The organism is Nereida sp. (genome assembly GCF_965655635.1).
Classification (GTDB): Bacteria; Pseudomonadota; Alphaproteobacteria; order Rhodobacterales; family Rhodobacteraceae; genus Nereida.
The window spans coordinates 1-12020 of record NZ_CBFHHE010000044.1; the positions used below are offsets into that span (position 1 = coordinate 1).

A 12020-nucleotide genomic window follows, 5' to 3' on the forward strand; every position below is an offset into this window, starting at 1 on the left:
TGTTGGATGAAATCCGTCGTCGTTCGGGCGATGCGGAGCGCCCTGAACTTGAGCTTGAGTACCTAAAGCGTCTGCTTGAAGGGTGTTGAGTTAACCTGCGTCAGGCTCTGCAGGTAAGGCTGGTGTATCCCGCATAGCCGCCCCGTTCACTGAAATAGTCGCCTTTTCCATCCAAGAGTTGGCGGTTTGGGAAAACGCATTTAGGCCCTCATCCAGCTTTTCGCGAGCCGTATCTACAAAGGTCACGTAGCCATCTATTGGCTGCTCAATTTGTGGCAGGGCGTCTTTGGCTTGGGGCGCATAGACATAAAGAGCAAGTGCTGCCGCCGTGATGCTTAGCATGCCGAAAAAGCCGGTCCTGAACTGCTTGCGATCTGCGCGTTCTTGAAGGGTCGTGTCTTGCGCAGATGCTGCTTGTTTCGTGCTGAGCGTTGAGTTGATTTCCTCAACATCTGTCAGCAATTCTCGGCGCGGTGCCGACGATGGCGCTTTGGGCGCATTTGTCACCGCGGCAATTTCCTCGGCCTCAATTCCGCGCAATCGTGACAGACGATCTACGGCGCTGCTTTCTTGGTTCTGGCGTGTTGTTATCTGTGCGGCGCTGTCCTCAAGCCCAAGTTCAGTTTGCGTCTCAAGTGGGGACGTGGGTGTGGTCCGTTGCTTTTTGTCAAACTCGGCTTCTTGCCGCAGGATGTTTTCGACCTCCGGAGTCATGGTGCTGCGTGGGCCGCCGTCTGCTTGTTGGCCGCGGACCCACGGCGTTGTGTCTTCTGCGCCCTCGGTTGCGATGTCATCCAGAACAGTCTCAGCCATTGATGCCGTCAGAGTGTCATCAAGTGCTACGTCTGCGGCGATTTTGGCCGGCGCCTGAAACCAGGTCACGTTGCAACTTGAGCACTGCACATCGCGGCCCTCATCAGGGATCACGTCGTCGGGAACCTCATATGTCGCATCACAGTTCGGACAAATCAGCCGCATCTTGCCTACCTTACCATTTAACAGACGTGTCGCCTGTTCTTGATCGCTAATTGTCCATAAATAAGCAACAATATCAACCAGACAATCAAAACACAGGCGCTGTGATTGAAACATTCCAAATGTTGCTGCATGAAGGCGTGCAATGCGGCGAATACGCGTGAAGGATAAACGGGCAGTGATTGAATTACGCGATACAAGCTACTCCTACCGCGGTGGTGAGCCGTTGTTGCAGGGCATGACTTTGCAGGTTGCACCCGGCTCTTTTCACTTTCTGACGGGGCCTTCAGGTGCTGGTAAGTCAACGTTGCTAAAGCTGATGTACGCAGAGCTGCAAGCGACGGGTGGCGCAGTGACACTTTTTGGTCAGGACCCGCGTGTAATGGACCGCAATGCGGTTGCAGATGTGCGCACGCGCATTGGGGTGGTGCATCAAGACTGTCAATTTTTGGATCATCTGAGCATCGCAGATAATGTGGCCCTTCCGTTGATGGTTCTGGGGAAGCCTGTGGGCTCTGACCTGCATGATTTACTTGCATGGGTTGGCCTGAGTGATCGGATGCACGCATTTCCACCCGAACTATCAGGCGGGGAGAGGCAACGCGCAGCACTCGCGCGCGCAGTTATTTTGTCACCTGATGTGATTCTGGCCGACGAGCCTACGGGCAATGTTGATTGGGATATGTCTCAACGGGTGCTGCAGTTGTTGGTCGAGCTAAACAAAATGGGCAAAACGGTCATGGTGGCGACCCACGATATTGCGCTCATTCGTGCCGCGAAACCACAAGTCTCAACGCGCATTTTGCGGATATCTAACAAACGCCTTCAATCTGCGGGGGCTGAGCTATGATAGCTGATACATTGCGCCTTATGATTGCGCCCAACAAAGCCTCGGACACGGTTGTACCGCCCACCGGATTTACTGCGCGTCTTACGGTTTTTGCCGCCGGCGCAATGGCGTTTTTGGCTGTGTTTGCTTTGGCTTTGTCCGTTACAACGGGACGCTTGGCGGACCGTTGGGAAGCCGAATTGAACAGCAGCGTTACCATCCGGATATCTGCTCCCGCCGATCAGGTTGAGGCGCAAACGTCGGCCGTATTGAAAGTGCTGGACCAAACCGCAGGTGTCGCCTCGGCGCGCGCACTTGAGCCAGATGAACAGCGCGCACTCCTTGCACCGTGGTTTGGGCCTGATGTGCCTCTCGAAGAGTTGCCGCTGCCCCGTTTGATTGATGTTGTGCAGGGTCCAGAAGGTCTTGATGCCGGGGGTCTGCGCTTGCGTTTAGCAGCCGAGGCGCCGGGGGCCGTGCTGGACGATCATAGCCGTTGGCGTGCGCCGTTGGTTGATGCTGCACGGGCTTTGCGGATGCTGGGGTGGATTGCGCTTGGGCTTATTGGGACTACAACTGCTGCGATGATTACACTGGCGGCTAATGCGGCTTTGGCTGCGAACGCTCAGGTAATTCGCGTCCTGCGGCTTGTTGGTGCACGCGATACATTCATTGCCGGGGCGTTTGTGCGTCGCTTTACCTTGCGCGGTTTGATCGGCGCCGCGGCAGGTACAGCCGCCGGTATCGTGGCGGTTATCTTGCTGCCGAACGGGGCCGAAGGTGGCTTTCTGACCGGTCTCGGTTTTGAGGGGCTTGGTTGGCTGTCGCCCGTTCTTATTCCGCCGCTTGGGGCTATTGTGGCTTTTGCAGCAACACGCGCGGCGGCCCTTCGTACTTTGTCAGGACTTCGCTAAATGCAATATTTACGCTCGCTTGTTTTTGTTGGCCTTATTTATTTTCTAATGCCGATCGTTGGTTTGCTGTGGATGCCGTGGGCGATTTTTGATCGCCGCGGTGCGCTATCAGCGTGCAAGTCTTTCTCGCGTATCGTGTTCTTTCTTGCCCGTCCGATGGTGGGTCTGAAAGTCGAGGTGCGTGGCACACCCCCCTCTGGCGAGGTGATTGTCGCTGCCAAGCACCAGTCGTTCCTCGACATTATGATGATCTTTACAGCTTGTCCCTCTGCGCGTTTCATCATGAAAAAGGAAATTCTTTATACGCCTGTTATTGGGCTTTATGCGTGGCGACTGGATTGCATTGCTGTTGATCGTGGCAAGAAAATGCAAGCAGTCGAGAAGATGAAGACTGACGTGCAGGCAGGTGTGAAACACCCCGGTCAGCTGATTATTTACCCCCAAGGAACGCGCGTCGCACCGGGTGTTGAGAAGCCCTATAAAGTGGGCACGGCCGTAATTTATGACCAATTGCAACAGCCTTGTGTTCCGGTGGCGACCAACGTTGGTGTGTTTTGGCCGCGCACGGGCATTATGCGCAAACCAGGTACGGCAGTTGTTGAGTTTTTGCCCGTCATACCTGCAGGTCTGCCCCTTGATGATTTCCGCAACCGTCTGCAGTCAGACATTGAAGGCGCATCAGATGCACTTTTGGATGAGGCCGGCTTCGAGCGACCTCAGTAATTCACATTAAGTTCCAGGGTGGAAGCCGCGTGGTGCTGAATGCGGTCTGTGACAGGTGGGTCAGTTAAGCCGCAAGGCCCTTGCTGCCTAAGTCCAAGAACTTCTGACGGCGTTCTTTGAGCAGCTCATCAGGGCTCATCTTGCCAAGCGTTGCCAGCATTTCGCTGATGCCTTTGCCAACATCGGCAATTGTATCATCAATATTTCGGTGGGCGCCGCCAAGTGCTTCTTTGATGATGCTGTCGCAAATCCCGAGCTTTGTCAGATCTTGCGCGGTCAAACGCAGTGCTTCTGCGGCTTCGCGCATTTTTTCCGCGTCTTTCCAAAGGATCGATGCGCAGCCCTCGGGTGAAATGACCGAATAAACAGAGTGCTCAAGCATAATTAGGCGGTTGGCCGTAGCAAATGCAACTGCCCCGCCCGAGCCCCCCTCACCGATGACAACAGATACCAGTGGCACGCGTAGCTGAAGGCATTTTTGAGTTGAGCGCGCAATTGCCTCGCTTTGCCCGCGTTCTTCAGCGCCTTTGCCGGGGTAGGCGCCGGGGGTGTCCACAAGCGTGATAACAGGCAGGCCAAATCGATCCGCCATATCCATCAACCGAACCGCTTTGCGGTAGCCTTCAGGACGCGCCATGCCAAAATTACGCTCGAGCCGCGTTTTGGTATCATAGCCCTTTTCGTGGCCGATCACGACAACTGGCGCGTCGTTGAAGCGTGCAAGGCCGCCCATAACTGCATCGTCTTCCCCAAACGCACGGTCACCAGCAAGCGGGGTGTATTCTGTAAACAGCGCCTCAATGTAGTCTTTGCAGTGAGGCCGCTCTGGGTGACGCGCGATCTGGCATTTACGCCACGGAGTGAGATTATTTTTGTACAGATCAACCAGCATATCTGCTGCTTTTTTATCCAGCGCAGCGGCCTCTTTAGAGATGTCCATTTCCTCATTGCCGCGTGCCATTGCGCGAAGCTCTTCAGCTTTTCCCTCAATCTCGGCGAGGGGTTTTTCAAAATCGAGGTAATGTGTCATGGTCTACCGCTTTATCTGCCTGTTGCTTGGTTGTATGGCGTCAAGGCGCGCATGATGCAACTGCGGATCAGAAATCAGCACAATAGAAACGGGGGCCATCGTGGCCCGCCGTTTAGGTTTTCTCAGTGCCGTGGGCGCGCTTAAGCGCCGCTGATCATTTCGGATTGCTTTACGATGACCTCGGCCTGTTTGATCGAGGCGATATCGACCAGCCGGCCTTTATAAACTGTGGCACCTTCACCGTTGGCTTTAGCTTGTTCCATCGCGGCCAGAATTTCGCTTGCTTCCGCGACTGCCTCGTCTGAGGGGGTGAACACTTGGTTGGCCAATGCGATTTGCTTGGGGTGGATGGCCCATTTGCCAACCATACCCAAAGTTGCGCTGCGTTTGGCTTGTGCAACATAGCCTGCGTCATCACTGAAATCGCCAAAAGGGCCGTCCACGGGCAGAGCGCCGTGTGTACGGCATGCCGCAACAATTGCTGCCTGTGCCCAGTGCCAAGGATCTGACCAATGCTGTGTTTCGCCGCGCAACATGTAATAGTTTTCTTGGGTGCCACCGATGCCAGTTGTTTGCATGCCCATGCTTGCCGCAAAATCAGCCGCACCAAGGCTCATCGCTTCGAGACGGGGAGAGGCGGCAGCGATTTCTTCGACATGTGCAATGCCTGCAGCACTTTCGATGATGACTTCCAATGCGATCCGCTTACTGCGGCCTTTCGAGGCTTCCACTGCTGTGACAAGCGCATCAACTGCGTAGATATCAGCGGCGCAGCCAACTTTGGGGATCATGATTTGATCAAGGCGGTCGCCGGCTTGCTCAAGCAGATCTACCACATCGCGGTACCAATACGGGGTATCGAGTGAGTTAATTCGGACGCTCAGTGTCTTTGTGTTCCAGTCCACGTCATTGATCGCTTCGATGACATTTTTGCGGGCAATATCTTTGTCTGTTGGGGCAACTGAGTCCTCAAGATCAAGGTTGATCACATCTGCTGCAGAAGCCGCCATTTTTTCAAACAGCTTGGTGTTTGAGCCGGGTCCAAACAATTGGCAGCGGTTCGGGCGGGCGGCAGGGCTGGGTTGCAGGGTGAAAGACATGTGGCGGCCTCGTGCGTAATGAAGTTGCGTATATTTATCATAATTCGATACATTGTTGCCTGCGTACCTGCAAGGACTGTTTTGCATGTGCAGCATTTTCATATTTTGGGAAATTCTTCGAATATTCTTGCGCATTAATGCGAAAATTCGTCGATTTAGGGAGAATATCTTGCGTCAAACCGTGGATATGTGAGGAAAATGGAGATTCTAAAATGATTCAGACACCTTACCTTCTGTTCCTAGGCGATGCCCCTGATCAACTTGCAGCAAAAGTGGCGCGCGGTATTGCTGATTGGCGCCCTGAAAACTCGGTTGGTCAGTACCGTATGGAAGGCTGTGGTACTGATGTTGGCCTGCCTGACATGACACTTGAAGAAGGTTTGGCTGCTGGTGCGAAAACGCTCGTGATTGGTGTGGCAAACCGTGGCGGTGTAATTTCTGACGCTTGGAAAGAGATCCTCGTGAAAGCGTTGCAGCTTGGTTATGATATCGCGTCGGGTCTGCATAATTTGCTGCGTGATGAAGACGAGTTGATGGCCGCCGCCCGCGTGAATGGCCGTACGTTGTTTGATGTACGTATCCCGTCTGTTGCTTACCCGATAGCTAACGGCAAAAAGCGCACAGGAAAGCGTTGTCTGGCTGTTGGCACAGATTGCTCTGTGGGCAAGATGTACACCGGTCTGTGCATGGATGCGGAAATGCGCAAGCGTGGCATGAAGTCGACGTTCCGCCCCACAGGTCAGACGGGTATTCTGATCACCGGTGGTGGCGTGCCGCTTGATGCTGTGGTTGCTGATTTCATGGCGGGCTCTGTTGAGTATCTGACACCTGACAATGATGCAGATCACTGGGATCACATTGAAGGGCAGGGCAGCTTGTTCCACGTTTCTTATTCCGGCGTGACGATGGCCTTGATCCACGGTGGTCAGCCTGATGCGATTGTTTTGGCTCATGAACCAACTCGCGATCACATGCGCGGTTTGCCTGAGTATCAGCAGCCCACTCTTGAAGAACTGCGCGACATGGCGTTGCCACTTGCCCGCGTTGCCAACCCTGCGTGTCAGGTCATCGGCGTGTCCGTGAACACCCAGCACATGGGCGAAGACGAAGCCAAAGCGTATCTTGCTGACATTGAAAACCGCATGGGTTTGCCAGCCACTGATCCGTACCGTTTTGGTGCTGAAAAGCTAGTCGATGCGCTGGAAGCGCTATGATCGAAGTCCACGCCGATACGTTCAAGTTAGCGCAAGTCTTTACCATTAGCCGCGGTTCAAGGACCGCGGCTGAAGTGCTTACCGTCAAAGTAACGCGAAATGGTGTTACCGGTTGGGGCGAATGTGTGCCCTATGCCCGTTATGATGAAACGCTGCAGTCAGTGACCGATCAGATCAACAGCCTTCCCGTAGACATTGATCGCGCTGCGCTGCAGTCAGCGCTACCTGCCGGTGCTGCGCGGAACGCGGTTGATTGTGCGTTATGGGACCTTGAGGCAAAGATTAAAGGCTTGCGGGTTTGGGATTTGATCGGCGTTGCCGCGCCCAAGCCCGAGATTACAGCCTACACGCTATCGCTTGATACGCCTGAAAATATGCGTGCGCAGGCTGCCAAAAATGCCGCGCGACCGCTTTTGAAGATCAAACTTGGAACACCTGATGATATGCCGCGTCTTGAAGCGGTGCGCGCCGGTGCGCCTGATACGCCGATCATAATTGATGCTAACGAAGGCTGGTCTGCCGAGGTGTACTCAGAGCTTGCACCGCATTTGATCCGTCTGGGCGTGAAGCTGGTTGAACAGCCACTTCCTGCAGGTGCCGATGATATGTTGGGCGAGATTGATCGCCCGTTGCCAGTGTGTGCGGATGAGGCGTGCCATGACCGTGCCAGCTTGCCAAAGTTGGTGGGCAAATACGATATGGTGAACATCAAGCTGGATAAAACCGGTGGTTTAACCGAGGCGCTGGCGCTGAACGCCGCAGCGCGCAAGGCAGGATTTAAAGTGATGGTTGGGTGCATGGTTGGATCGTCACTTGCGATGGCCCCTGCGACAATTGTTGCCCAAGGTGCAGAGTTCACGGACCTTGACGGGCCGCTTTTGTTGGCGGAAGACCGCGAGACACCATTGTTATTCGATGCGGCGGGCGTGCACGCTCCTGCAGCACCCCTCTGGGGCTAAGGAAAAAGAGAGAAACTGATATGACACGCACTGTATATGTGAACGGCCAATATCTGCCGGAAAACGAAGCTACTGTTTCGATCTTTGATCGCGGCTTCTTGTTTGCTGATGGGGTCTATGAGGTCACTTCTGTCATTGGTGGCAAGCTGCTTGATTTTGACGGCCACGCTGTGCGTCTTGAGCGGTCACTGAATGAACTTGAGATGGCGCATCCGGTCACCAAAGACGAGCTGCTGGAAATTCACCGCCAATTGGTTGAGCGCAACGAGATCACAGATGGTCTTGTATACCTTCAGATTACACGCGGTGCGGCCGATCGCGATTTTGCTTATCCAAAAGATGCAGAGCCTACCATTGTTCTGTTCACGCAGAACAAGCCCGGCCTTGCGCAAAGCCCCGTTGCCGACAAAGGCATGAAAGTCATTTCAATCGAGGATCAACGCTGGGGTCGTCGTGACATCAAGACTGTTCAGCTTCTTTATCCTTCAATGGGCAAAATGGCTGCAAAAGCGCAGGGCGCTGATGATGCATGGATGGTCCAAGATGGTTTCGTAACCGAAGGCACATCAAACAACGCGTATATTATCAAAGACAACGTTCTGATTACGCGTCATTTGGGCAATGAAATTCTTCATGGGATTACACGCAAAGCCGTGCTTGAGTTCGCGCGCGTTGCACAGATCACCGTTGAGGAACGTTCATTCACGATGGAGGAAGCCAAGGCTGCGGACGAAGCGTTCATAACGTCTGCGACCACTTTTGTGATGCCCGTGGTGCAAATTGATGACACGCCAATTGGGTCGGGTCAGCCAGGTCCGTTGACCAAGCGTCTTCGTGAGATTTATCTCGAAGAAAGTATCAAAGCCGCAGTCTAATGCGTGTCTAAATCTAGTAAAAAAGGCAGGTCCAGCGTGGCCTGCCTTTTTTTGTTATCTACAAATTGATTGCCACGCTCAGCCGTGACTGTCTTTGAATGCCTCTTTGGCGGCATCGCTGGCGTCTGTTTGGTATTTTTCTTTCCATTCAGAGAAAGGCATGCCGTAGAAGCTTTCACGCGCCTCCTCCTTGCTGAGCTCAATACCTTTCTCAGCGGCAGCTTCTTGGTACCAGCGGCTCAGGCAGTTGCGGCAAAAACCGGCCAAATTCATCATATCGATGTTTTGAACGTCTTTGCGATCTTCCATCAGATGTTTCTGAAGGCGGCGAAAGGCAGCTGCTTCAAGTTCGATTTGAATCTGTGCGTCCATTATGATTGTCCTTTGGAAAGGGGTGCTTCGTAGCTAGGGTTTGTTTCAGACTTGGGCATCTGAAAGAGCGGCTTCAAGAATTGGGGCTAAGCGTTGCGCCCATTCTTTTTGCTGCGCTTCGGTTTCAATCAGGTCATTGCGAATTTCGATCAGCACGTTAGGGCGACCGTGCTGAAGTGCGTGACTATCAATAGCATCACCGCGTAAATGCCCCGCGTATGGCTCGTTATCGCCAACGCACAGGCCGGCGTTTCGCAAATGGGTGAGCGTGGGCGCGGACAGGCGCGTGTCGCTTTCATAGAGCACACCAACCTCCCACGGGCGTTTTGGCCTGCCGTTAAGTTGCGGTGTAAAGCTGTGAATGGCGCAGATCACGGTATCCTCGCGCCGCGCTGCCAGTTCTGCATATTTGGTATGATAGGGGGTATAGCATAGCTCCATCCGCTCGGCTGCCTTCGCTTCGCGGTTTGCTGGGATCAACGTGCCGTCATAAAGTTTCATTACCAATGTAGGATCATCCGCGCCACGATTTGGATCAATTACTAGCCGCGAAAAGTCGGACCATATCACTGGGCTATCAAGATACGCGGCAAGTGCGCGGCTGACCCCAAGCGCGCCGATATCATATGCGATGTGGCGCTCCATATCTGCGGCCGCCAAGCCTAATGTCCCGCCCTCGATGAACGGTGGGATTTGGTTGGTCGCGTGATCGCAGGTAACAAGCCAGCGGCCTGCGCGCGTTGCGCCTTCGGAATGAACGGGGCTGTAGGGGGTTGATTGTGACATGCGTGTGAAACTCCTTGGCAACCCTCATACGGCAGTTGTGATAGTTTGGGAATTGGGTCATATAGACCTCAACTGATAGCGATAACAGGTCACGACGGCCACCGCGCGCCGAACGAAGGATAACGATATGCGACGTATGCGAAACGTAAAAATTGTAGCGACCCTTGGGCCTGCATCGAATGACTATGAAATGATCCGTAAGCTGCACGAGGCGGGCGCTGATGTGTTCCGTTTGAACATGAGCCACGGCGATCATGACGAAATTCGCGCACGTCACGAAATCATTCGGCAGGTCGAAGAGGACCTCGATAGCCCGATCGCGATTCTGGCTGATCTTCAGGGGCCAAAGTTGCGGGTGGGGACGTTTGCTAATCCAGAAGGCGAAGACCTTATCGAGGGTGCTCAGTTCCGTCTTGATCTTGATGAGGCTGAGGGTGACGCAAAACGCGTCCGCCTGCCGCACCCAGAGATTTTTGAAGCGATGCAAGCTGGTGCGCATTTGCTGGTCAATGACGGTAAAATTAAGCTTCGCGTTGATGCGTGTGGCAAAGACTTTGCTGATTGCACTGTGCTTGCGGGTGGTGTGATTTCGAATCGCAAAGGCGTGAACGTACCCGACGTGGTGTTGCCGCTGAAGGCGCTGTCGGAAAAAGACCGTGCTGATCTTGAGTTTGTTTGCCAGCTTGGTGTGGATTGGCTTGCGCTGTCTTTCGTTCAACGCCCCGAGGATGTGTATGAGGCGCGCGCGCTGGCCAACGGTCGTGCGGCTGTGTTGTCAAAAATCGAAAAACCGGCGGCAGTGCAAGCGTTTGACGAAATTCTGCGCGTCAGTGACGGTATCATGGTGGCCCGTGGCGACTTGGGCGTTGAGCTACCCGTCCAGAACGTGCCGCCAATTCAAAAACAGTTGGTGCGTAAGTGTCGTGCTGCTGCCAAGCCGGTTATTGTTGCAACTCAAATGCTCGAGTCGATGATCGAAAGCCCAATGCCAACGCGCGCCGAGGTCAGTGATGTCGCGACGGCAATTTATGAAGGCACTGACGCGATCATGCTGTCAGCGGAATCCGCCGCAGGTAACTTCCCGATCGAAGCCGTGACCACCATGAATAACGTGGCAGTCGAGGTCGAAAACGATCCGACCTATACAGATATTATTGAGAACACACGCTCTGCCAAACGCACTACTGTGGCTGATGGTATTGTTGCGGCTGCCCGTGAAATTGCAGAAACCACCGATGTGAAGGCGATTTGTTGTTTTACGCAATCCGGCACCACAGCGCTTTTGACAGCCCGTGAGCGCCCGCGCGTACCGATCATCGCACTGACATCGCAGCGTGAAACAGCGCGGCGTTTGTCGCTTTCATGGGGGACAAACTGCACTATGACGCCAGACGTCGAGCGCTTCAAAATGGCAGTGGTTGCTGCTGCGCGCGCTGCGCGCAAGCTGGGTATGGTGACTGAAACGGACCAGATTGTTGTCACCGCAGGCGTGCCGTTCAACCAAGCAGGTACAACCAACATTCTGCGCGTCGCCCCATGTGAAGAAAGGTTGATTTTCCGCACTGACCCTGAATGATATCAAGTGTATTTGTTTAAGGGGTAGGGTATGCAAACCGACTTTTATTTTGTGCTGGGACTGGTGTTTGCGGTTCTGGCCGTTCCGTCGATGTTTTCAGCTTATGCAGAAGGGCGCAGCCCGCGCCTTTATGCCCTTATTGTTCTGATTTCGAGTGGCCTGTTGGCATATGCGGTCACCACAAAGCCAGGTGGCTACGAAGTTGCGGAAATTCCGTCTGTGATGATCGCGGTGATTGGTCAGCTTCTTCCCTAGTTTGCAGGACTTTTGTCTTGCACTTTTTGCCGCCGCAGCCTACTGCAGCGGTTCCACCGACGACAGCGGGCTCATTGGCATGCCTGAGTCGTTTTGAAAACTCTACGGTTAGGAGATGAAAATGCCTAAGATGAAGACCAAGTCGAGCTGCAAAAAGCGGTTCAAGGTCACGGCTAAAGGCCGTGTCAAAGCAGGTCAGGCCGGCAAACGCCACGGTATGATCAAACGTACAAACAAATTCCTCCGCGATGCTCGCGGGACCACAACGCTCTCGGCACCTGATGAGAAAATCATCAAGTCGATGATGCCCTATTCGCGCTAAGGAGGTCCTGATCAATGGCACGCGTTAAAGGTGGGACCACAACCCACGCCCGTCACAAAAAAGTCACTGATGCAGCGAAAGGCTACTACG

The 12020-nt window shown here is 53.9% G+C and carries 15 protein-coding genes and 1 pseudogene; 11 read left to right on the top strand and 5 right to left on the bottom strand.

All coding sequences use genetic code 11. From position 1 onward, the window contains the following. Nucleotides 1-2 precede the first annotated feature (2 nt). Complete coding sequence (locus ACTF5M_RS10450) at nt 3-89, top strand: DUF4175 family protein (protein ID WP_438960949.1); 87 nt, start codon at nt 3-5, stop codon at nt 87-89. A gap of 1 nt (nt 90) precedes the next feature. Here ACTF5M_RS10450 and ACTF5M_RS10455 read toward each other — a convergent pair whose 3' ends face one another. Further along, entirely contained in the window at nt 91-978 is an 888-nt protein-coding gene (locus tag ACTF5M_RS10455; RefSeq protein ID WP_438960937.1) for a zinc-ribbon domain-containing protein, read from the bottom strand. Nucleotides 979-1153: 175 nt separating this feature from the next. On the opposite strand from ACTF5M_RS10455, the gene ACTF5M_RS10460 reads away from it, so the two are divergent. Genes ACTF5M_RS10460 through ACTF5M_RS10470 form a run of 3 tightly spaced genes read left to right on the top strand, consistent with a single transcriptional unit; the run spans nt 1154 to nt 3441 of the window. Beyond that, on the top strand, nt 1154-1825 hold the full coding sequence (locus ACTF5M_RS10460; protein ID WP_438960950.1) for a cell division ATP-binding protein FtsE: 672 nt from the start codon (nt 1154-1156) through the stop codon (nt 1823-1825). After that, nucleotides 1822-2718: a cell division protein FtsX gene (locus tag ACTF5M_RS10465; protein WP_438960938.1), complete on the top strand. Its 897-nt coding sequence runs from the start codon at nt 1822-1824 to the stop codon at nt 2716-2718. The genes ACTF5M_RS10460 and ACTF5M_RS10465 overlap by 4 nt, the downstream gene beginning before the upstream one ends. After that, the gene (locus ACTF5M_RS10470; RefSeq protein WP_438960939.1) at nt 2719-3441 is read left to right on the top strand and encodes a lysophospholipid acyltransferase family protein; all 723 of its coding nucleotides are present in this window, start codon (nt 2719-2721) and stop codon (nt 3439-3441) included. Nucleotides 3442-3505: 64 nt separating this feature from the next. On the opposite strand, the gene ACTF5M_RS10475 is transcribed toward ACTF5M_RS10470, so the two are convergent. Both ACTF5M_RS10475 and ACTF5M_RS10480 read right to left on the bottom strand, forming a co-directional pair. Next, nucleotides 3506-4471: an acetyl-CoA carboxylase carboxyltransferase subunit alpha gene (locus ACTF5M_RS10475; RefSeq protein ID WP_438960940.1), complete on the bottom strand. Its 966-nt coding sequence runs from the start codon at nt 4469-4471 to the stop codon at nt 3506-3508. A 140-nt stretch (nt 4472-4611) separates the two neighbouring features. Further along, nucleotides 4612-5571, bottom strand: coding sequence for an L-malyl-CoA/beta-methylmalyl-CoA lyase (locus tag ACTF5M_RS10480; protein WP_438960941.1), 960 nt, complete (start codon nt 5569-5571; stop codon nt 4612-4614). A gap of 212 nt (nt 5572-5783) precedes the next feature. On the opposite strand from ACTF5M_RS10480, the gene dgcN reads away from it, so the two are divergent. The 3 genes from dgcN to ACTF5M_RS10495 are packed head-to-tail and all read left to right on the top strand — an operon-like array spanning nt 5784 to nt 8619. Then, a complete protein-coding gene (gene dgcN, locus ACTF5M_RS10485) occupies nt 5784-6785 on the top strand; it encodes an N-acetyltransferase DgcN (RefSeq protein WP_438960942.1) in 1002 nt (333 codons plus the stop codon). Next, nucleotides 6782-7744, top strand: a complete 963-nt coding sequence (dgcA, locus tag ACTF5M_RS10490) for an N-acetyl-D-Glu racemase DgcA (RefSeq protein WP_438960943.1) — start codon at nt 6782-6784, stop codon at nt 7742-7744. The genes dgcN and dgcA overlap by 4 nt, the downstream gene beginning before the upstream one ends. A 20-nt stretch (nt 7745-7764) precedes the next feature. Then, nucleotides 7765-8619, top strand: coding sequence for a D-amino-acid transaminase (locus ACTF5M_RS10495; RefSeq protein WP_438960944.1), 855 nt, complete (start codon nt 7765-7767; stop codon nt 8617-8619). A 78-nt stretch (nt 8620-8697) separates the two neighbouring features. On the opposite strand, the gene ACTF5M_RS10500 is transcribed toward ACTF5M_RS10495, so the two are convergent. Together ACTF5M_RS10500 and ACTF5M_RS10505 are read right to left on the bottom strand one after the other, a co-directional pair. Next, entirely contained in the window at nt 8698-8991 is a 294-nt protein-coding gene (locus ACTF5M_RS10500; RefSeq protein WP_438960945.1) for a DUF1244 domain-containing protein, read from the bottom strand. 45 nt (nt 8992-9036) lie between these two features. Further along, complete coding sequence (locus ACTF5M_RS10505; protein ID WP_438960946.1) at nt 9037-9777, bottom strand: N-formylglutamate amidohydrolase; 741 nt, start codon at nt 9775-9777, stop codon at nt 9037-9039. Nucleotides 9778-9904: 127 nt separating this feature from the next. On the opposite strand from ACTF5M_RS10505, the gene pyk reads away from it, so the two are divergent. The 4 genes and pseudogenes from pyk to rplT form a co-directional block, all read left to right on the top strand. Beyond that, nucleotides 9905-11353: a pyruvate kinase gene (gene pyk, locus ACTF5M_RS10510; RefSeq protein WP_438960947.1), complete on the top strand. Its 1449-nt coding sequence runs from the start codon at nt 9905-9907 to the stop codon at nt 11351-11353. 30 nt (nt 11354-11383) lie between these two features. Beyond that, nucleotides 11384-11608: a hypothetical protein gene (locus tag ACTF5M_RS10515; RefSeq protein ID WP_438960948.1), complete on the top strand. Its 225-nt coding sequence runs from the start codon at nt 11384-11386 to the stop codon at nt 11606-11608. A 121-nt stretch (nt 11609-11729) separates the two neighbouring features. Continuing rightward, nucleotides 11730-11930, top strand: coding sequence for a 50S ribosomal protein L35 (gene rpmI, locus ACTF5M_RS10520; RefSeq protein ID WP_048598873.1), 201 nt, complete (start codon nt 11730-11732; stop codon nt 11928-11930). A gap of 14 nt (nt 11931-11944) precedes the next feature. Beyond that, nucleotides 11945-12020 (top strand): annotated as a pseudogene (rplT, locus tag ACTF5M_RS10525) (50S ribosomal protein L20); the annotation flags it as partial.

What these genes read in the sequence shown, in the direction of transcription:
- ACTF5M_RS10475 (WP_438960940.1), bottom strand. Translation starts at nt 4,471, where the DNA reads ATGACACATTACCTCGATTTTGAAAAACCCCTCGCCGAGATTGAGGGA.
- ACTF5M_RS10465 (WP_438960938.1), top strand. Translation starts at nt 1,822, where the DNA reads ATGATAGCTGATACATTGCGCCTTATGATTGCGCCCAACAAAGCCTCG.
- rpmI (WP_048598873.1), top strand. Translation starts at nt 11,730, where the DNA reads ATGCCTAAGATGAAGACCAAGTCGAGCTGCAAAAAGCGGTTCAAGGTC.
- ACTF5M_RS10455 (WP_438960937.1), bottom strand. Translation starts at nt 978, where the DNA reads ATGCGGCTGATTTGTCCGAACTGTGATGCGACATATGAGGTTCCCGAC.
- ACTF5M_RS10500 (WP_438960945.1), bottom strand. Translation starts at nt 8,991, where the DNA reads ATGGACGCACAGATTCAAATCGAACTTGAAGCAGCTGCCTTTCGCCGC.
- ACTF5M_RS10470 (WP_438960939.1), top strand. Translation starts at nt 2,719, where the DNA reads ATGCAATATTTACGCTCGCTTGTTTTTGTTGGCCTTATTTATTTTCTA.
- ACTF5M_RS10495 (WP_438960944.1), top strand. Translation starts at nt 7,765, where the DNA reads ATGACACGCACTGTATATGTGAACGGCCAATATCTGCCGGAAAACGAA.
- ACTF5M_RS10480 (WP_438960941.1), bottom strand. Translation starts at nt 5,571, where the DNA reads ATGTCTTTCACCCTGCAACCCAGCCCTGCCGCCCGCCCGAACCGCTGC.
- dgcN (WP_438960942.1), top strand. Translation starts at nt 5,784, where the DNA reads ATGATTCAGACACCTTACCTTCTGTTCCTAGGCGATGCCCCTGATCAA.
- ACTF5M_RS10505 (WP_438960946.1), bottom strand. Translation starts at nt 9,777, where the DNA reads ATGTCACAATCAACCCCCTACAGCCCCGTTCATTCCGAAGGCGCAACG.
- pyk (WP_438960947.1), top strand. Translation starts at nt 9,905, where the DNA reads ATGCGACGTATGCGAAACGTAAAAATTGTAGCGACCCTTGGGCCTGCA.
- dgcA (WP_438960943.1), top strand. Translation starts at nt 6,782, where the DNA reads ATGATCGAAGTCCACGCCGATACGTTCAAGTTAGCGCAAGTCTTTACC.
- ACTF5M_RS10515 (WP_438960948.1), top strand. Translation starts at nt 11,384, where the DNA reads ATGCAAACCGACTTTTATTTTGTGCTGGGACTGGTGTTTGCGGTTCTG.